This is a genomic window from Crossiella sp. S99.2 (genome assembly GCF_023094165.1).
Classification (GTDB): Bacteria; Actinomycetota; Actinomycetes; order Mycobacteriales; family Pseudonocardiaceae; genus Crossiella.
This window is the reverse complement of record NZ_JALMDK010000005.1, coordinates 776,171-794,575: the sequence shown is the minus strand read 5'-3', so window position 1 is coordinate 794,575 and position 18,405 is coordinate 776,171. Positions and strand designations below refer to the sequence as shown.

19 protein-coding genes are annotated in these 18,405 nt (G+C 71.6%); 5 read left to right on the top strand and 14 right to left on the bottom strand.

What is annotated here, in order from left to right; all coding sequences use genetic code 11:
* Window positions 1-23 precede the first annotated feature (23 nt).
* Window positions 24-2,600 carry a phenylalanine--tRNA ligase subunit beta gene (gene pheT / locus MZC64_RS22975; protein ID WP_247758312.1) on the bottom strand — a complete coding sequence of 859 codons (2,577 nt, stop codon included), beginning with the start codon at window positions 2,598-2,600 and terminating at the stop codon, window positions 24-26.
* A gap of 4 nt (window positions 2,601-2,604) precedes the next feature.
* Window positions 2,605-3,672, bottom strand: coding sequence for a phenylalanine--tRNA ligase subunit alpha (gene pheS / locus MZC64_RS22970; RefSeq protein ID WP_247758313.1), 1,068 nt, complete (start codon window positions 3,670-3,672; stop codon window positions 2,605-2,607).
* A gap of 161 nt (window positions 3,673-3,833) precedes the next feature.
* On the opposite strand from pheS, the gene MZC64_RS22965 reads away from it, so the two are divergent.
* The 3 genes from MZC64_RS22965 to MZC64_RS22955 all read left to right on the top strand — a co-directional run bounded on the left by MZC64_RS22965 (window position 3,834) and on the right by MZC64_RS22955 (window position 9,030).
* Window positions 3,834-5,639, top strand: coding sequence for an HSP90 family protein (locus MZC64_RS22965; protein WP_247758314.1), 1,806 nt, complete (start codon window positions 3,834-3,836; stop codon window positions 5,637-5,639).
* Window positions 5,640-5,655: 16 nt separating this feature from the next.
* A complete protein-coding gene (locus MZC64_RS22960) occupies window positions 5,656-8,391 on the top strand; it encodes a hypothetical protein (protein ID WP_247758315.1) in 2,736 nt (911 codons plus the stop codon).
* Between the two features lie 87 nt (window positions 8,392-8,478).
* Window positions 8,479-9,030, top strand: a complete 552-nt coding sequence (locus MZC64_RS22955; protein ID WP_247758316.1) for a hypothetical protein — start codon at window positions 8,479-8,481, stop codon at window positions 9,028-9,030.
* On the opposite strand, the gene MZC64_RS22950 is transcribed toward MZC64_RS22955, so the two are convergent.
* The 5 genes from MZC64_RS22950 to infC form a co-directional block, all read right to left on the bottom strand.
* Entirely contained in the window at window positions 9,023-9,526 is a 504-nt protein-coding gene (locus MZC64_RS22950) for a hypothetical protein (RefSeq protein WP_247758317.1), read from the bottom strand. The genes MZC64_RS22955 and MZC64_RS22950 overlap by 8 nt on opposite strands.
* A 134-nt stretch (window positions 9,527-9,660) precedes the next feature.
* Entirely contained in the window at window positions 9,661-10,527 is an 867-nt protein-coding gene (locus MZC64_RS22945; RefSeq protein WP_247758884.1) for an RNA methyltransferase, read from the bottom strand.
* Window positions 10,524-10,904 carry a 50S ribosomal protein L20 gene (gene rplT, locus MZC64_RS22940; RefSeq protein ID WP_247758318.1) on the bottom strand — a complete coding sequence of 127 codons (381 nt, stop codon included), beginning with the start codon at window positions 10,902-10,904 and terminating at the stop codon, window positions 10,524-10,526. Before rplT ends, MZC64_RS22945 begins: the two co-directional genes overlap by 4 nt.
* 74 nt (window positions 10,905-10,978) lie before the next feature.
* Entirely contained in the window at window positions 10,979-11,173 is a 195-nt protein-coding gene (gene rpmI, locus MZC64_RS22935; RefSeq protein WP_247758319.1) for a 50S ribosomal protein L35, read from the bottom strand.
* Window positions 11,174-11,296: 123 nt separating this feature from the next.
* Window positions 11,297-11,866: a translation initiation factor IF-3 gene (gene infC / locus MZC64_RS22930; protein ID WP_308301058.1), complete on the bottom strand. Its 570-nt coding sequence runs from the start codon at window positions 11,864-11,866 to the stop codon at window positions 11,297-11,299.
* A gap of 278 nt (window positions 11,867-12,144) precedes the next feature.
* Between infC and MZC64_RS22925 the strand changes: the two genes are divergently transcribed.
* Entirely contained in the window at window positions 12,145-12,498 is a 354-nt protein-coding gene (locus MZC64_RS22925; protein WP_247758321.1) for a DUF1844 domain-containing protein, read from the top strand.
* Here the strand turns inward: MZC64_RS22925 and MZC64_RS22920 are convergent.
* The 7 genes from MZC64_RS22920 to MZC64_RS22890 all read right to left on the bottom strand — a co-directional run bounded on the left by MZC64_RS22920 (window position 12,492) and on the right by MZC64_RS22890 (window position 16,972).
* Window positions 12,492-13,076 (bottom strand): Uma2 family endonuclease, encoded by a 585-nt coding sequence (locus MZC64_RS22920; protein ID WP_247758322.1) that lies wholly within the window; start codon window positions 13,074-13,076, stop codon window positions 12,492-12,494. The genes MZC64_RS22925 and MZC64_RS22920 overlap by 7 nt on opposite strands.
* 58 nt (window positions 13,077-13,134) lie before the next feature.
* Window positions 13,135-13,719 (bottom strand): Uma2 family endonuclease, encoded by a 585-nt coding sequence (locus tag MZC64_RS22915; RefSeq protein WP_247758323.1) that lies wholly within the window; start codon window positions 13,717-13,719, stop codon window positions 13,135-13,137.
* Complete coding sequence (locus MZC64_RS22910) at window positions 13,709-14,332, bottom strand: hypothetical protein (protein ID WP_247758324.1); 624 nt, start codon at window positions 14,330-14,332, stop codon at window positions 13,709-13,711. The genes MZC64_RS22915 and MZC64_RS22910 overlap by 11 nt, the downstream gene beginning before the upstream one ends.
* Window positions 14,333-14,372: 40 nt before the next feature.
* A complete protein-coding gene (locus MZC64_RS22905) occupies window positions 14,373-14,639 on the bottom strand; it encodes a hypothetical protein (protein WP_247758325.1) in 267 nt (88 codons plus the stop codon).
* Between the two features lie 163 nt (window positions 14,640-14,802).
* Window positions 14,803-15,189 (bottom strand): RidA family protein, encoded by a 387-nt coding sequence (locus MZC64_RS22900; RefSeq protein WP_185003232.1) that lies wholly within the window; start codon window positions 15,187-15,189, stop codon window positions 14,803-14,805.
* 47 nt (window positions 15,190-15,236) lie between these two features.
* Complete coding sequence (locus tag MZC64_RS22895; RefSeq protein ID WP_247758326.1) at window positions 15,237-15,989, bottom strand: IclR family transcriptional regulator; 753 nt, start codon at window positions 15,987-15,989, stop codon at window positions 15,237-15,239.
* Complete coding sequence (locus MZC64_RS22890) at window positions 15,986-16,972, bottom strand: sugar kinase (protein ID WP_282105783.1); 987 nt, start codon at window positions 16,970-16,972, stop codon at window positions 15,986-15,988. Before MZC64_RS22890 ends, MZC64_RS22895 begins: the two co-directional genes overlap by 4 nt.
* A 123-nt stretch (window positions 16,973-17,095) precedes the next feature.
* On the opposite strand from MZC64_RS22890, the gene MZC64_RS22885 reads away from it, so the two are divergent.
* Window positions 17,096-18,403 (top strand): alanine racemase, encoded by a 1,308-nt coding sequence (locus MZC64_RS22885; protein WP_247758327.1) that lies wholly within the window; start codon window positions 17,096-17,098, stop codon window positions 18,401-18,403.
* The last annotated feature ends 2 nt before the right edge of the window (window positions 18,404-18,405 follow it).

The window sequence follows — 18,405 nt, the reverse complement described above, 5'->3', positions numbered from 1 at the left end:
GTGCGGGCCGAACCCCCAGAACGTCAGGCGCGCAGGGTCGCGCCAACCCGTTCGGTGGCGGTGGCCACCGCCGCGTCCCTGGCCGCGGTGGCCTCCTCGACGGTGAGCGTGCGGTCCGCGGCGCGCAGCCGCAGCGCGAAGGCCAGCGACCGCTTGCCCGCGCCGACCTGCTCGCCCGCGTACACGTCGAACAGGCGCACGTCCTCCAGCAGCTCGCCGCCGCCGTCCCGGACGGCCTCGGTGACCTTGGCCGCGGGCACCGCCTCGTCCACCACCAGGGCCAGGTCCAGCAGCACCGGCGGGTACGGGGAGACCACCGGCGCGGGCCGGGAGGTCAGCAACGGCAGCGCGTCCAGGTCGATCTCCAGCGCGCAGGCCCGCTTGGGCAGGCCGAGCGCCTCCACCACCTTGGGGTGCAGTTCGCCGGCGTGGCCGACCGGGATGCCGCCGACCCGGAACTCGGCACAACGGCCCGGGTGCCACGGCGGCTGGGTGCCGGCCACGACCTCCAGCTCCACCCCTGCGGCCCGGCCGATCTCGCGGACCGCGCCCACCGCGTCCGCCCAGTCCGCCTCGCGGCCCTTGCCCCACCAGCCCGCGCGTTCACGGGACCCGGTGAGCACCGCGGCCACGTGCACCGGCTGGTGCGGGATGGCCGCGTTCAGCGCGGCCAGCTCGTCATCGCTCGGACGACCGGCGACCCCGACCTCGGGCATCGCGGGCTGCTCGGCGCGCTGGAGCACGACCTGGCCGATGCCGTACACGGCGAGGTCCTTGAAACCGCGGGAGATGTTGCGCTGCACCGCGTCCAGCAGTCCGGCCAGCAGCGTGCTGGCCAGCTCCGGCTTGTCCGCCTCCAGCGGGTTGAGCAGCTTGACCGTGTTCCGCCGGACGTCGTCCTCGGCCAGGCCGAGCGCGTCCCACATGGCCGGGCCGGTGAACGGGCTCGGGATGATCTCCACGAACCCGGCGGCGGCCAGTGCGCGGGAGACCGTGCGGCGGCGGCGCTGGACCGGGGTCAGGCCGCGACCGGCGGTGACGGCGGGCAGCGTGGTGGGGATGGTGTGGTACCCCTCCAGCCGCAGCACCTCCTCCACCAGGTCGGCCTGCTGGTTGAGGTCGTTGCGCCAGGTCGGCGGGTAGGCCACCACCACGGCGGTGCCGTCGTCGGCCGAGCCGATCTCGATCCGGCAGCCGATCTGGGTGAGCCGGTGCGCGGTGACGCCGCGGGCGTAACGCACCCCGGCCACCCGGTCCGGCAGCGCCAGCGGCATGGTGATCGGCTCGGGCAGCGCGGGGCTGCCCACATCGGTGCGGCCGCGGTGGATCTGGGCGTCGCCGTAGCGGGCGAGCAGCTGCGCGGCGCGTTCGGCGGCCACCGCGGGCAGCGCCGGGTCCACGAACCGCTCGAACCGCTTGGACGCCTCGCTGGGCAGCTTGTGCCTGCGCACCATGCGCGCGATGGTGGCCGGCTGCCAGTTCGCGGCCTCGATCAGCACATCGGTGGTGCTGTCCCTGACCTCGGTGCTCTCCCCGCCCATGGTCCCGGCCAGGCTGATCGGGCCGGAGGTGTCGCAGACCACCAGGTCGTCGGTGCTCAGCGGCCGTTCGACGCTGTCCAGGGTGGTCAGCTTCTCGCCTTCGGCGGCCCGCCGGACGGTGATACCGCCCTGCAGCGCGGCCACGTCGAAGGCGTGCAGCGGCTGGCCCATTTCCAGCATCACGTAGTTGGTGACGTCCACCGCGAGCGAGATCGGGCGGATGCCGCAGAGCATCAGCGTGCGGCGCATCCACCACGGGGTCGGCGCGGTCGGGTCCAGGCCGGTGACCCGGCGGGCCACGAACCGGCGGCACCCGGTGCGGTCCTCGATGTGCACCGGCCACGCCTCGCCCTCGGCCTCCGGCGGCTCGTTGCCCGCCGGGTCGCCGTAGGGCACGTCGAAGGCGTTGGCGAGCTCCCTGGCCAGGCCGCGCACGGACAGCGCGTAGCCGCGGTCGGGGGTGACGGCCAGTTCGATCACCGAGTCGTGCAGGCCGAGCACGGTGGCCGCGTCGTCGCCGGGGCTGGCCGAACCGGGCGGCAGCACCAGGATGCCGGCGTGGTCCTCGCCGATGCCCAGTTCCTTGACCGAGCAGATCATGCCGTTGCTGACCCGGCCGTAGGTCTTGCGCGCGGCGATCTGGAAGTCGCCGGGCAGCACCGCGCCGGGCAGCGCGACCACCACGAGGTCGCCCTCGCGGAAGTTGCTGGCGCCACAGACGATGCCGGGCGGCTCGGTGAGCGCGGCGGCCACCGCGGCCTGCTCGGCGGCTTCTTCCTGCGAGCCGTCGGGGGCCTCTTCGGCCGCGGCGACCGCGGCCGCGCCGACCACGCCGGGGCCGGCGATCTCGACCTTGCAGTAGCGGATCGGCTTCTTGAACTCGGTGAGTTCCTCGATCTGGGCCACCCGGCCGATGACCAGCGGACCGGTCACGGTGGCGAGCGGGTGGACCTCCTCCACCTCCAGGCCGACCCGGACGAAGGCGTCGGCGAGCTGCTGCGGCGTGGTCCCCTCTGGCAGCTCGAGGTGCTGGGACAGCCAGGACACCGGGATACGCACGGGCTCAGGACTCCGTTCCGAAGGGCAGGGTGAAGCGGACATCGCCGTCGGCCATGTCCCGCAGGTCGGAGATCCCGTTGCGGAACTGGAGCGTGCGCTCAAGGCCCATGCCGAAGGCGAAGCCCGAGTAGACGTCGGGGTCGATGCCCGCCGCGCGCAGCACGTTCGGGTTGACCATGCCGCAGCCGCCCCACTCGACCCAGCCGGGCCCGCCCTTCTTCTGCGGGAACCAGACGTCGACCTCGGCGCCGGGCTCGACGAACGGGAAGTAGGAGGGCCGCAGCCGGACCGTGGACTCCTCGCCGATGATGGCGCGGGCGAAGGCGTCCAGGGTGCCCTTGAGGTGGCCCATGGTGATGCCCTTGTCCACCACCAGGCCCTCGACCTGGTGGAAGGCGGCCAGGTGGGTCGCGTCCGGCTCGTCGGTGCGGTACACCCGGCCGGGGCTGACCACGTACACCGGCAACTCGCGGTCGAGCAGGGTGCGCAGCTGCACCGGGGAGGTGTGCGTGCGCAGCACCAGCCCCGAGTCGGCGGGCCCGACGTAGAAGGTGTCCTGCATGGTGCGGGCCGGGTGGTCCTTGAGGAAGTTCAGCGCGTCGAAGTTGAACCACTCGGATTCGACCTCGGGGCCCTGCGCGACCTCGTAGCCCATGCTCACGAACACATCGGCCACGTACTCGCCGAGGGTGGTGATCGGGTGCCGGGCGCCGGGCGCGACCCGGTCCCAGGGCAGGGTGACGTCGACCGTCTCCTCCCGCAGCACCCGCTCGTCCCGCTCGCGCAGGAGCTGTTCGCGGCGCTCGTCGAAGGCGGTCTGGATCGCGGTGCGGGCCTCGTTGACCCGCTTGCCTGCATCGGCCTTGGCGGCGGGGGGCAGGGCGCCGATCTCCCGGCGCGCGGTCAGCAACGGGGAGCGCTCACCGAGGTGCGCAGGCTTCGCCGCCGCCAGTGCCTCCAGGTCGCCGGCCTCGGCGAAAGCCTTCTCGGCCTGCACGACGGCAGCGGCGAGGGTCTCCGGCGCGAGGGCGGCGACCCCCTTCGGGTCATAGGGGTCGTTTGCTGCGGACATGGGTGAAGAACAGCTCCTAGAGTCCGTACGGTTAGCAGGGCGATCCTAGGCGATGGCCGGATCCGGGGCGCACGCATATCGCGCAACGCGTAACATCCGAGGGCCTTGACGCGCTGTTTCGAGTGCGAGCGCCAGACCCACCTCGCTGCTGCCGACTCCCCATGAGGGCCCACTTGACGCACACCTTCGGTGTCGACCTGCGCGGCGTCATCGACCTGCTGAGCCACCACCTCTACCGCAGCCCCCGCGTCTACCTGCGGGAACTGTTGCAGAACGCGGTGGATGCGATCACCGCCCGCGCCGCGCTCGGCCATGGCTTCACCCCATCGGTGCACCTGGAGCCCGCGGTCGAGGGCGGCGTGCTCCGGATCACCGACAACGGCATCGGGCTGACCGAGCAGGAGGTGCACAGCCTGCTGGCCACCCTCGGGCGCACCTCCAAACGCGATGAGCTGGGCTTCGTCCGCACCGGGCTGCTCGGCCAGTTCGGCGTGGGGCTTTTGTCCTGCTTCATGGTGGCCCGGCGAATCCGGGTGATCTCCCGGTCCGCCCGCGGCGGCGCGCAGGTGGTGTGGACGGCCGAGGCCAGCGGCGACTACCGGGTGGAGACGGTGGCCGAGCCGACCATCGGCATCGGCACCGTGCTGGAGCTGGAGCCCGGCCCGGACGCCGCGCACTGGCTGGACGGGGACCTGGTCCGGGCGCTGGCCCGCGAGTTCGGCGAACTGCTGCCGGTGCCGGTGACCGTGGCGGGAGCGCCGGGGGACGGCCGGATCAGCCGGGAGGCGCTGCCCTGGACGCCGCGGCCGGGTGAGACCGCGACCGAGCACCGGGAGCGGCTGCTCGACTACTGCGGACAAACCCTGGGTTTCACCCCATTCGACGTGCTGCCACTCGATGTGCCCGCCGCCGGGCTCACCGGCGCGGCTTTTGTGCTGCCCGCGGGCACCCATCCGGGGGTGCGCCAAGCCCATCGGGTGTACCTGCGCCGGATGCTGGTCGGCGACGGGGTGGAGGGGCTGCTGCCGGAGTGGGCCTACTTCGTGCGCTGCGTGGTCAACACCACCGCGCTGCGGCCCACCGCCAGCCGCGAGGCGCTGTACGAGGACGAGACGCTGCTGGCGGTGCGCGAGGCGCTGGGCAAGCAGCTGCGGGACTGGGTGATCCGGCTGGGCGCCACCGAACCGGCCAGGGCAGGCGCGCTGCTGTCCGCGCACCAGCTGGGCATCAAGGCGATGGCGCTCACCGACGACGACCTGCTCCGGCTGGTGGAGCGCTGGCTGCCGTTCGAGACCACCGAGGGCGTGGTCAGCCTGCGCCAGTTCCGCCGCAAGTACGGCACTGTGCTGTTCACCCCGGACGTGGACGAGTTCCGCCAGCTCGCCGCGGTCGCCGAGGCGCAAGGTCTTGGCCTGGTCAACGCGGGCTACGCCTACGACACCGACCTGATGCGCAGGCTGGTGGAGACCGAGGGCCGGGTGGCCGCCCGCCGGGTGCTGCCCAGCGAGCTGCTGGCCAGCCTGGGCGCGCCCGATCCCGAGGTGGAACAGGAACTGCTGGCCGCGGTGGACCGGGCGGACGCGGTGCTCGCCCGGCACGACTGCGAGCCGGTGCTCTGCGATTTCGACCCGATCTCGCTGCCCGCGCTGCTGATCACCGACCCGGAGCTGAGCCGGGAGGCCGAGACCGAGCAGCTGCGCGCCGAGGCCGATCCGCTGTGGGCCGACCTGCTGGGACAGTTGTCCGGCACGGCCTCCGGCGCCACCCACCGGCTGGTGCTCAACTGCCGCAACCCCCTGGTGCGGCGGATCGGCACGGTCGGACCGGACCTGGCCCGGCTGGCCATCGAATCGTTGTACGTGCACGCGCTGCTCCAGTCCCGCAGGCCGTTGCGCCCCAAGGACACCGCCGCGCTGAACCGGTCCTTCCTGGACCTGCTCGACCGCGCCGTGCACAGCGATATCTGACAGTGAGAGGACTGGGGTGACCGAGGAGCAGGCGCCGGCCCGGATGCTGGCCACCGCCGAGCACATGCCGGCCGGATTACCGCGCTACGAGGCCCTGGAACGGGCCGCGCGCGGGGCCGACGCGGCCCGCGATGTGCGGCTGGGGCTGCGGGTGCGGCTGGCGATGATCCGGCTCTGCCACGAACTGCGCCGCTCCGACCTGATGCTGGCCCCCTTCGCCTGGGCGGTGGCCGCCGAACGGCGCGAACCCGCCGCCTTCGACGCGGCCGCGCTGCACCAGCTGCGGTGGATGCACAAGTGGGTGGTCAACGGGCTCATCGGCGACCCCCGGTTCAGCCTGGACCAGGTGCGGGCGGCACTGGACGAGCTGGCCGCCCGGTTCCAGCGGGAGGGCGCCTCGCCGCAGCCGGTGCTCGGCCTGCGGGTGCGGCTGGCCGACCAGCGCGGGCACGCCGAGGCCGAGGAGCTGTTCCCGGCCTGGCTGGGCGCGCCCGGCGACCAGCTCAGCGACTGCGCGGCCTGTGTGGTCGGCGCGCAGGTGGAGTTCCTGGTCGGGCACGGGCGGTTCGCCGAGGCGCTGGCGCACGCCGATCCGGTGCTGCGTCAGGAAAGCGCCTGCTCGATGCAACCGGCCGGGGTGCTCAGCAGCCTGCTCGGCGCGTTCCTGCGGGCGGGCGAACCGGCCAGGGCGCGGCAGGCGCACCTGATGGCCTACCGCCGGTTGCGGGACCGGCCCGGCGACGGCGCGGCGCTGGCCGCGAACCTGGAGTTCCTGGCCGTCACCGGCAACGCCGAACGCGGCCTGGAGCTGGTCGAACGGCACGCGAGCTTGCTCACCGAGTTACCGAACCCGTTGGCGCGCCTGGGTTTCCTCGGCGCGGTGGCGCTGGTCCTCGACCGGATCGACCCGGCCCGCCCGGTGTCGGCCGGACCGCGCCGGGTGACCGCGGGTGTGCTGCGGGCCGAACTGGTGGCCGAGGCCGGTGGCCTGGCCGAGGCATTCGACCGGCGCAACGGCGCGGTGTGGCTGATGCGCAGGCTGGCCGAGTTCCTGGAACAACCCGACGGGCCGAGGGTGACCCTCGCGCTACCGCCGGCCGAGGTGGCCGAACCCGTTGTGCCACCGGAGGATCCGCGCACGGTGGCGGCGGCCGCGGTGGACGCCTTCGACGCGGGCGACTTCGTCACCGGGCACCGGCTGCTGACCTCGTTACCGCGCGCGGTCGAGCTGCCAGGAGTGCTGGCGCTGCGGGTGCGCGCCCGGCGGATGTTCGAGACCCGGCCGCAACCGACCGAGGCCCGCACGGTCTTCGCCGAGGCGGTGGACGCCTTCGCCAAGCTGGGCGAGCACGAGCTGGCGGTGCGGCACCGGTGCGGGCTGGCCATGCTGGAACTGCGCGCGCACGCCGACCACCGGGCCGGCGCGGTGGCCGAGCAGGCGGTGCGGGACGCGGTGCTGCTGGGCGATCCGGAACTGGAAGTCGGCGCCCGGCTGGTGCTGGCCGAGGTCTGCCAGGAACGCGGGCTGAGCGAACCGGCCGCCGCCCAGCTCGACGCGGCCAGGGACCTGGTCACCGGGCGGGCCCGGCGACTGGCCACCCGGCTCGCGGTGCGCGAGGCCGAACAATTCATGCTCGCCGGGGACCAGCGGGCCGCCCTGGACGCCCTGACCACCACGCTGACCATCGACAGCGCGCCCGCGGACCGGTTCAGCGCGCTGGTGGCCCGCGCCCGGCTGTGCAAGGACCTGGGCGAGCACGAGGACACCGTGACCGCCTACGGCGAACTGGCCGCCTTCGCCACCGCCGCGGACGGCCCGTGGACCGCCGAGGCGCTCCTGGAACAGGCCGCGATGCTGGTCGAACTGGACCTGGAGGTGGACCGGCTGCCCGATCTGGTGGACGCGGTCGCCGCCTGCCGCCGCCACCTGGGCGCCACCGCCACCGCGCAGGCCTGCTTCCTGCTCAGCGGCGCCTACCTGGAACTGGACCGCTACGTGGAGGCCGCGGAGACCCTGGAGGAGGCGCTGCGGCTGGTGGAGGGCAAGGACCAGCGCAGCACCGAATTGCCGGTGCGGCACCGGCTCGGCGCGGTCTGCGGCGTGCTCGGCGAACACGAGGCCGCCGAGGAGCACCTGCTCGCCGCGCTGGATCTGGTGCCGCCGGAGAACCGCCTGCACCGGGCCCAGGTGCTGGCCAACCTGGCCGCCGCCTACACCAACCTGGAGCGGGTCGAACCCACCCGCGCCGCCTACTGGGAGTCCGCGGAGATCCTGTGCACCGCGGGCCGGGCCGAGCCCGCGGCCCGGATGTTGTTGCGGCTGGCCAATTCCATCGGCGCCCAGGACCAGGAAGCCGCCCTGGCCGCGCTGACCCGGGCCACCGAACTGGCGGTGGACGCCGATGAGGAGCTGAACGCCGAACTCATCGCCGGTCGCGCCTTCGTGCTGGCCCTGCACGGCCGCTACGCCGAATCGCTGACCGACAACGCCGAGGCGGAACGGCTCGCGGTCCGGCTCGGCGATGTGCTGTGGCAGGTCTACCTGGTCAACCGCGCCGCCCAGATCCACCTGCTGCAAGGCGATCCGCGGCTCAGCGAGAGCGAGGCCAGGCGGGCGGCCGCGCTGCTGCCCGAGGACGCCCCGCACGCCGATGTGGCCGGGGTGCTCAAGGCCCTCAGCGACGCGCTCACCGAACAGCACCGCACGGTGGAACGGGATCCGCTGGCACAGGAACTGCTTTCCCGCCTTTGACCGCGATGCTGCGACCGAACGCACCAATCCGGAATTCATGATCACGGCCTACCCTGAATTCAGGGAATTCCTCCGAGGGGGCCGCAGATGACACGTTTCCTCAACCTGGCCATGGCCGTCGCCCTGACGTTCACCGCGCTCGCCGCGGCGCCGGCCCCGGCCGCGCAGGCCGCCCCGGACTGGCGTTGTGAGCAGCGGAGTTTCAGCTCACCGCCGCCCGTGACCGGGGGCACCGGCTGGGGCCACGGCTTCATCGGCAAGAGTGCCACCGGCACCTCGGTGCACTACTGGCTGATGGAAAAGATCCACGCGGGCACCAGCAGCGTCGAATACCGGTTCGATTCCGCCTTCCAGATCATCTGCAACCCCTTCGTCACACCGATCCCCACCACCCTGACCCCGGTGCAGGCCGATGGTCAGCCGCGCTGCACCTCGCCGGGGAACTACGCCGAGATCGTCGACGGCAAGATCGTGGACCGCCAGCTGATCGGCGCCAAGACCAGCGTCACCAAGTACACGCTGGGCGGCACCCCTTACTGGATCACGCACAACTACCGGTACTGGCACAGCATGCGCCAGGACAGTCCGGGCGTGTGGCGGTGGCACGACAGCTCGGTGGCGCGGTGCTCGCTCACCTAGGCGCGACCAGGCACGGGTTGAACAGCTCGCGCACGTAGATCCGCGCGCCGGAACGCAGGTGGATGAGATAGTCCTTGCCCACACAAGGTTCCAGCCCCGACCGCGGCGGCCAGTGCGCGGTGAACCGGCCCAGCGCCTCCCGCCCGGCGGCCAGCCGGTTCCCGGTGAGGTGCCGCCCCAGCGGCCGCTCCCCCGGCGGGATCAACGCGTCCGCCTCCTGCCGCGGCAACAGCACCAGGTTGATGCTGACCACCTGCTCGGCCGGCGTGAGCAGCCTGCTGTGCCGGTGCACATACCCGCCGCCGCGCGCGGTGCGCAGCTTCTCCCGCAGTGGCGCCGGAACCGAGTTCGCGGTGTGCGTCTCCTGCCGGTCCACCACCGCGGTCAGCGGCGCGCGGAGCAGGGCTTCCAGCAGTGCGGTGGTCGAGCCGTCGGCGGCGAGCAGCATCCGGGTGGTGGCGGGCAAGTCGGACAGGTCGCCGAGGGGCACCGGCATCGGGACGGCCTCCAGTCGGGGGCAGGGTTTCCCGTTTCATACTCCCGAAAACACCGGGCGCGAACAGTGATCTCGGGGGCAGAACTACCGATCGGCGGCAAACGGTCGCCCAGCGGTTCCCGGTCTGCGCTCGACTACCGGGCGGTACGGCGCTGGGCGCGGGCGCTGGCGTAGAGGCAGACCGCGGCGGCGGTGGCCAGGTTGAGGCTTTCCGCGGCGCCGTGGATGGGCACCTTGAGCGCGGTGTCGGCGGCGGCCAGCACGTCGGCGGGCACGCCGTGCGCCTCGCTGCCGAACAGCCAGGCGGTGGGTGCGGCCAGCTCGCCGCGGTCCTCGGCGGCGTCCAGGTCCGAATCGGTGTTGCCGTCGGCGGCGACCAGGCGCAGCTCCGCGGCCGCGCATGCCTGGAGAACCGTTGCGGTGTCCCGGGATCGGGCGATGGGCAGGTGGAAGACACTGCCGGTGGAGGCGCGCACGCACTTGCCGTTGTGCACGTCCACGGTGTCGCCCGCGAAGATCACCGCGTCCGCGCCCGCCGCGTCGGCGACCCGGACCACGGTGCCCGCGTTGCCGGGGTCGGCGATGCCGACGAGCACCGCGACCAGCTTCGGGCTACTGGCCAGGGCGTCGGCCAGCGACACCTCGACCCGGTCGCAGACGGCGATGACGCCCTGCGGGGTGACGGTTTCGGACAGGCCCTCGGCGGCCCGTTCGGTGATCTCGCTGACCCGGATCCCGGCCGCGCCCGCGGCGTGCAGGAGATCCTGGTTGCGGCCGGCCGCAACCTCGGTGACGAACAGCTCGTGCACCTGGCCACGTCCGTCGGCCGCCCAGGCCAGTGCCTCGCGCACGGCCTGCGCGCCCTCGGCGAGGAACCGGTCGGCCCGGTCCCGGCCCTGGCGGCGGGTCAGCTGGCGAGCAGCAGCGACCCGGGGCGTCCGTTCGGTCAGGACGGCCCCGGGCCGGGTGCTGCTGGTGCTGTTCGCCTGCTGGCGGCTCAGGAGGCCGCCGCGTTCCGGTCGGCGGGCAGAGCCTCGCGCGCGACCTCGACGAGGGCCTCGAAGGCCGCCGCGTCGCTGACGGCCAGCTCGGCCAGGATCTTGCGGTCCACCTCGACGCCAGCCAGGTTCAGGCCCTGGATGAAGCGGTTGTAGGTGATCCCGTTCGCGCGGGCGGCCGCGTTGATGCGCGTGATCCACAGCTTGCGGAAGTCACCCTTGCGGGCACGGCGGTCCCGGTAGGCGTAGTTGAGCGAGTGGAGCACCTGCTCCTTCGCCTTGCGGTACATCCGCGAGCGCTGGCCGCGGTAGCCGCTGGCCTGCTCCAGAATCGTACGGCGCTTCTTCTGGGCGTTCACTGCCCGCTTGACGCGTGCCACGGGTACATCCTGTCAATCAAGTGAGACCGGAGTGGGTCGGTCTCAGGTGGAAAAGTCGGTCTGGGGTGGCCAGCTCAGATGCCGAGCAGGCGCTTGAGGCGCGGAGCGTCCTTCTTGGAGACGACCTCGGCGCCCTCAAGACGGCGGGTCAGCGTGGAGCTCTTGCGCTCCAGCTTGTGGCGGCGACCCGTCTTCTCCCGCATCAGCTTGCCGCTGCCGGTCACCTTGATGCGCTTCGAGGTCCCTTTGTGGGTCTTCTGCTTGGGCATGTCCGTCCTCGTTTGGGGTGCTTGCGCCACCGCAGGGGCGGCGCGGGGTCAGCCGGTTCCCACCGGGGGAACCGGCCCGCGGCGCGGGCGAGGGTGCCCGCACTGCTCGCAGTACGCGGGGAGTTACTCCGCCGCCACGTCCTGCTCGGTCTCCGCGTCCTTGGTTGCGGTACGCGGCTTCACGTTCTTGTGCGGAGCCAGAACCATGATCATGTTCCGGCCGTCCTGCTTGGGGCTGGACTCAACGACACCCAGATCGGCGACGTCCTCCGCGAGGCGCTGCAGCAGGCGGTAGCCCAGCTCAGGCCGGGACTGCTCACGACCACGGAACATGATGGTCACCTTGACCTTGTGTCCCTGGTTGAGGAAGCGGACGATGTGTCCCTTCTTCGTGTCGTAATCGTGAGAGTCGATCTTCGGCCGGAGCTTCTGCTCCTTGATGACCGTCATCTGCTGGTTGCGACGGGACTCGCGGGCCTTCTGCGCGCTCTCGTACTTGAACTTGCCGTAGTCCATGAGCTTGCAGACCGGCGGTCGTGCCTGTGGGGCGACCTCGACGAGGTCAAGGTCCGCTTCCTCGGCAAGTCGCAGCGCGTCCTCGATGCGGACGATGCCGACCTGCTCACCCGCGGGTCCGACCAGACGGACCTCGGGCACCCGGATGCGGTCGTTGATGCGTGTTTCGGAGCTGATGGGGCCTCCTCGGTTTGGCGGTAGCTCTCGCGCACCGCGACAGGAAGAACCCCGTTACAACAACGAGGCCCCGGCGCAATGTTCCGCGCGCGGGGCCCGCTCAACTCCGATCTCGCGATCACCCGCCGTCACCGGCGAGGATCGCGCACGGGTAGTCTGACCTGGGTCGACTACCTGACCGGACCCGGACACCTCAAGCGGTGACTCGGGTGGGAGCGGGGCTCCACTTGCCGCCCCCACGTGCGCAGGGGCTGGTCGCTCGTGGAATCGTACCAGGGGTGAGCACGTCCCACCCAATCGAGGGGCCCGACCCCGTCCGCGACCTGTCCGATGTCCCCAGCATCGAGGTCATCAGCCGCGCGGCAGTGATGCTGATGTCCGCCGCCGCCGAGAAACTCGGCCTGGCCGACCCCGACCCCGCCGAGAGCGACCGGCTCGACCTGGACGAGGCGCGGCGGCTGATCACCGCGCTGGCCGGGTTGATCACGGCGTCGGTGGAGTACCTGGGGGTGCACGCGGCGCCGCTGCGGGACGGGCTGCAGGCGTTGCAGAAGGCGTTCCGGGAGGCTTCGGTGGTGCCGGACGAGCCGGGGCAGGGGCCGGGCGAGAAGTACACGGGGCCGGTTTACTGACGCAGGCTGTCCAGATCGAGGGTGATCGGGAAGGGCACCGGGCGATTCAGGGTGCCGCGGAAGATGCCGGCCGGGGCGTAGGCGCCGGTCGGCTTGTCCAACTCGTACACGTGCACGACCGGCGCGGAACCCTCCTTGTCGACGATCCAGTAGTGCGGGATCCCCGCCGCGGCGTACTTGCGGAGTTTGACCGTGCGGTCCCGGTGCGCGGACTCCGGCAACACGACCTCGACCACGAGCAGCACGTCCGCCGGCGCGAACCAGCTGAGGTCGGGGTCGAACGGCGCGGTGTTCACCACGAGGTCGGCTTCTGGGCGGTTGCGCCGGTCCAGCCGGATGGTCATACCGCTGTCGACCTCGATGCCGGGCGGTGCCTGTGCGTCGAGGGCCTCCCTGAGTCCGGAGATCATCCGGCTGTGCCAGATGGTCTGGGGCACCAGGCGGAACACCAGGACCCCGTCGATCAGTTCGGTGTGCGCGGGCGCCTCGGGGAGATGGTCGAGGTCATCGGCGTACCAGCCCTCGGCACGCGGCGGACGCATCCAGTCCGGCAGGGTGTTCAGGTCGTCAAGGTCCAACTTTTCCGGTCTCCAGTCGTAATCTCAGATGGCGCCACTTGATTTTCATCCGGTCGAGCTACGCGAGCAGTTCGTTCAGATCCACGGCGATCAGGAAGGGCACCGGCCGCTCCAGGGTGCCGCGGAAGATGCCGGCTGGGACGTAGGCACCGGTCGGCCTGTCCAGCTCGTACGCATGCACGACCGGCGCGGCGTCTTCCCGGTCAACGATCCAGTAGTGCGGGATCCCCGCCGCGGCGTACTTGCGGAGTTTGACCGTCCGGTCCCGGTGCGCGGACTCCGGCAACACGACCTCGACCACGAGCAGCACGTCCGCCGGCCGGAACCAGGTGCGGTCCGGCTCGGGCGGTGTGGCGTGCACGAGGATGTCGGCTTCCGGGCGGTTGTGCCGGTCCAGCCGGATGGTCATGCCGGACAGAGCCGCGATGCTGGGCGGTGCCTGCGTCGCGAGGGCGAGCGTGAGCCCGGAGACCACCGCGCTGTGCCAGACGGTCTGGGGCACCAGGCGGAACACCAGCGCGCCGTCGATCAGTTCGATGTGTTCGGGCGCGTCCGGCAGGTGGTCCAGGTCGTCGGCGTACCAGCCCTCGGCACGCGGCGGACGCATCCAGTCCGGCAGGGTGTTCAGGTCGTCAAGGTCCAACTTTTCCCGTCTCCAGTCGTAATCCCAGCCGGCGCAGCTCCGCGCGGGCCAGCAGTTCGGTCGCCTCCCGGTCCCCCGACCGCCACGCCCCCACCAGGTCCACCCCCGGCTTGGCCAGCGTGTGCAGCGGCAGGTTCGCCAGCCCGCGCAACGCCAGCAGGTCCACGTGCGCCTCCCCCAGCCTGGTCAGCCGCCGGGCCGCCGTGGCCTGCCGGACGAACCTCGCCCGCAACGGCAACCAGGACACCAACAACAGCGACACCGGCACCAGAACCAGCAGCAGGCTCAGCCACAGGGCGGTGGAGTCGACCGCGGACATCTGCTTGTTGCCCGCGTCCACCAGCCGGTCGGCCACCGCCGAGCCCCGGCCCAGCGCCGCCGCCAGCTCATCCCCCACCAGCGGCAGCCGCCCGGCCTGAGCCGCGGCCAAGGCGGACAGCTCGCGGAGCGAACCGCCCGCCTCGACCAGCTCGACGCCGGGCGCTCGTAGTTTGCTGACCAGGTCGTAGAGATCCAGGGCCAGCCAGCTGCTGACTGCGATGATCAACAGGGCGCCGAGGTCGACCAGCAGCTGGGCCGCGCGGCGGGCCTGGTGGTCGGCGTAGAGCTTCACTCCCTCCTTGTATCCCGGATCGGGTGAGTTCAGAAAGAGGTCAGCGCTCGGCCCATTCGCAGGCCCGGACGGCGTGCCGATGGCGGATGCCGAAATCGCGAAGCGTGTCCACGCAGTCATCGAAGTAGCCGCGCTCGCCGTCGACGCAGGCGTCCCGATGCACGGAGCGGATACCGAAGTAGTTGTCCTTGAGGTACAGGTAGCAGTCGCCGCTGTCCGCACTGGCCGGGGCGGCGAGCGCGACCGGAAGCGCGGTAGCGAACACAAGGGCGGTCAGGAACCCGGCGACGCGGGATCGCTGTGCCATGACGTGAACCTCCTGAGCTGGTGGAACGCCTGCTCTTCCAACCAATCCCAGTTCCGCCGGGGACTCAATCCCGCGCCACTCCACCAGGGGACGGATGTCACGCGTTGGTAACGGACGCGGTATCCCTTGGAGCAGTGGCGCGAGGTTCAGTCACCGTCGGTGATCAGTCCCCGAGCACGGCCAGCGCGTCGATCTCCACCAGCAGGCCGGCGGGCAGGCCGACGTAGACGGTGGTGCGGCCGGAGAACGGGCCGGAGTTGATGATCTCGTTGTAGACCGCGTTCATCTCGCCGAAGTGGCCGGTGTCGGTGAGGAACACCCGGAACATCACCACGTCGTCGAAGCTCGCGCCGCCGGCCTCCAGCACCGCGGCCACGTTCTTCAGCGTCTGCCGGGTCTGCTCGGCCACGGTGTCGCCGACGATCGCGCCGGTGGCCGGGTCGAACGCGACCTGGCCCGCGACCTGGAGGATGTTGCCCTTGCGGACCCCCTGGGAGAAGTTGGCCACCGGGGTGGGCGCGTTCGCGGTGCGGATCTCGGTCTTCGCCATCGCCGTGCTTACCTCTTCTGCTCGTGTCTGCCGGAAATTCAGGTGGTTCAGGTGTTCTCGGGCCGCCAGCCGCAGGCCACCGAGGCGGTCCTGGCCGCGGCGCGCAGCTCGGGCAGCAGCGCCATCAGGCCCTCGTAATCAAGCAACATCTTCGGCACCGACATCGATACCGCGGCCAGCACCTCGCCGCGGGCGCCCAGGATCGGCGCGCCGATGCAGTGGATGAAGTCCTCGTGCTCGGAGCGGTCCACCGCGTAGCCCTGGGCCCGGACCTTGCGCAGTTCGGCCTGGTACGCGGTGGGATCGGTGATGGTGTTCGCGGTGAGCCGGGGAAAACTCATGCCCTCCACGATCCGGCGCTGCTCCCGTTCAGGCAGCGCGGACAGCAGCAGCTTGGCCACCGCGGTGCAGTGCAGCGGCGCGCTCTTGCCGACCCTGGAGTACATCCGGACCTGGTGGCGGCTGTCGTACTTGTCAATGTAGATCACCTCGCCGCCCTCGTAGCTGGCCAGGTGCACGGTGTGCCCGGTGCTCGCGTTCAGCTCGCGCAGCGCGGGCTCGACGGTGCGCCGCACATCGCGTTCCTCCAGCGCGCGGTTGGCCAGGTCGAACAACGTGGTGCCCAGCCGGTAGTGCCGCACGTCCTCGCGCTGCACGAACCGCCGCGCCTCCAGGGTGCGCAGCAGGCGCAGCGCGGTGGACTTGTGCACGTCCAGCACGGCGGCCAGCTCGTCCAGGGTGCGGTGCCCGCCTGCCAGTTCGGTGAGGATGGTCAGCGCGCGGTCCAGGCTCTGGCTCATGGTTTCGTCCCAGCGCTGAAGTGGGTGCCCGCCCAGGTCTCGTCGTCGGCGGCGAGCAGGCGCTCGACCAGCTCGGCGGCCACCGGCTCGCCCACGTCGTCCCGGGTGAGCAGGGAGCCGACCGCGCAGAGATGCCCGCGCCGCAACCGGGTCACCGGATCCTCACCGTCCAAAGTGGACGACAGGAAGCCGGCGGCGAAGGCGTCGCCCGCGCCGACCGGTTCGACCACGTCGACCTTGAGCGCGGGCTGGAACCAGCTCTGCCCGTTCTCCACCATGGTCGCGCCGTGCTCGGCCTGCTTGACCACCAGCGTGCGCGGCTCGGGCAGGAGTTCGCGCAGGGCGAGGGGATCGCCGATCCCCCACAGCGCCTCGGCCTCATCCGAGCCGACCAGCACGATGTCGGCCTTGTTGGCCAGTTCGGCCAGCACCGAGGTGTCCTTGTTGCGCCACAACGCCGGGCGCCAGTTGAGGTCGAAGGAGACCAGCCGGTCGCCCCGCCACGGGTCCAGGATCGCGGTCACCAGGGCCTGGCAGCTCTCCGAGAGCGCGGCGGTGATGCCGGAGAGGTGGATCAGCGCGGTGCGGTCCAGGCCAAGGCCGTCGAGTAACTCCGGGCCCATGCCGGAGGCGGCCGAACCGCGCCGGAAGTAGCGCACAGTGCTGCCGTTGGCGTCGGCCTCCTTGACGTAGAGCCCGGTCGGCCGGTGCTCGTCGCGGGCCACGTCGGCGACGTCCACGCCGAAGGAGGTCAGCCGGTCCAGGATGGCCCGGCCGAAGGCGTCTCGGCCGAGCGCGCTGACCCAGCGGCTGTGCCAGCCGAACCGGGCCAGGTGACAGGCCACATTGGACTCGGCGCCGCCCACCGTCCTGGTCCAGGAGGTGACCTCGTGCGTCGGTCCCGGTTCCGCTGGCACGAACAGGGCCATCGACTCGCCAAGGCACACCACATCGGCCGCCCCACGATCAACGGGGGGTTTCAGCTCATCCACTCAGGTTCCCTCCGGCCCGGCCAACGTTGACGACCAGCTCAGCGGAATGCTACACAGCCACGCATCACATAGCGCAATCCAAGTTGCATAATTCGCAACGAAAGGTGGACAGCCGTGGAACCGGCTCGGCTGGACGAGGACGCGGTGGCCGCGATCGGCGCCGAACGCATCGACTGGCGGTTCAAGGGCCTGCCGGACGCGCTGGCGGGCAAGACGCTCGCCGAGGCCGCGGCGACCCGCCCCAACCTGTTCCGGGACGGCTTCCTGCCGCCGCTCGTGGTGATCGACGAAGAGGCCCTGGAACACAACCTGCGCACCATGGCCGACTGGGTGGCCGGGCAGGGCCTGCTGCTCGCCCCGCACGGCAAAACCCCGATGGCGCCGCAGTTCTACCAGCGCCAGCTGGCCGCGGGCGCCTGGGCGATCACCGCCGCCAACGCCAGCCAGCTCCGGGTCTACCGGGCCTTCGGGGTCAGCCGGATCCTGCTCGCCAACCAGCTCGTCGACCCCGCCGCGCTGGCCTGGCTGACCGAGCAGGTCAACGGCGATCCCGGCTTCGAGTTCCTGTGCTGGGCCGACACGGTGCGCGGCGTCGAGCTGCTGACCGAGGGCCTGGCCGGCCTGTCCCGCCCGATCGAGGTGCTGGTGGAGCTGGGCGCGCCCGGCGGCCGCACCGGCGCCAGGGACCGGGCCGCCGCCCGCGCGGTGGCCGAGGCGATCAGCGCCAGCCCGGTGCTGCGACTGGCCGGGGCCGGCGGCTACGAAGGTGCGGTGGCGCACGGCGACGTGGCCACCGCCTCGGCGACCGTGCGCGGCTACCTACGCGATATGTGCGGACTGCTCGCCGAACTCCAGTCGGACGGATTGTTCGCCGACACCGAGCGCGTGGTGCTGACCGCGGGCGGCAGCGCCTGGCCGGATCTGGTCGCCGAGGCGTTCACCGCGTTCGCGCCGCAGTGGACCGGACCGGAGCTGCTCGCGGTGCTGCGCAGCGGCGCCTACCTCACCCACGACGACGGCATCTACCGCGGCATTACGCCGTTCGGCCCTGACGCCAGGCTCGCCGGGACCACCGCGCTCAAGCCCGCGCTGCACGGCTGGGCCCAGGTCACCTCCAAGCCGGAACCGCTGCTGGCCCTGCTCACTTCGGGCAAACGGGACTTTTCCTTCGACGAGGGCCTGCCCGAACCGCAGTTGCGCCGCCGAGGTCAGGAAAACACCGAGTTGACGGGTGCGACCATCACCAAGCTCAACGACCAGCACGCGTTCCTGGAACTCCGGGCGGAAGACCAGGTGCAGGTCGGTGACTGGGTACGGCTGGGGCTGTCCCACCCGTGCACGGTTTTCGACAAGTGGCAGCTGCTGCCCGTGGTAGCGGCCGATGGCGAGACCGTAATCGACTTCGTGCGCACCTACTTCTGATC

Coding starts and splice junctions, on each gene's coding strand:
- MZC64_RS22955 (WP_247758316.1), top strand. CDS start 8,479: ATGACACGTTTCCTCAACCTGGCCATGGCCGTCGCCCTGACGTTCACC.
- MZC64_RS22905 (WP_247758325.1), bottom strand. CDS start 14,639: ATGGCACAGCGATCCCGCGTCGCCGGGTTCCTGACCGCCCTTGTGTTC.
- MZC64_RS22900 (WP_185003232.1), bottom strand. CDS start 15,189: ATGGCGAAGACCGAGATCCGCACCGCGAACGCGCCCACCCCGGTGGCC.
- MZC64_RS22950 (WP_247758317.1), bottom strand. CDS start 9,526: ATGCCGGTGCCCCTCGGCGACCTGTCCGACTTGCCCGCCACCACCCGG.
- pheS (WP_247758313.1), bottom strand. CDS start 3,672: ATGTCCGCAGCAAACGACCCCTATGACCCGAAGGGGGTCGCCGCCCTC.
- rpmI (WP_247758319.1), bottom strand. CDS start 11,173: ATGCCCAAGCAGAAGACCCACAAAGGGACCTCGAAGCGCATCAAGGTG.
- MZC64_RS22965 (WP_247758314.1), top strand. CDS start 3,834: ATGAGGGCCCACTTGACGCACACCTTCGGTGTCGACCTGCGCGGCGTC.
- MZC64_RS22895 (WP_247758326.1), bottom strand. CDS start 15,989: ATGAGCCAGAGCCTGGACCGCGCGCTGACCATCCTCACCGAACTGGCA.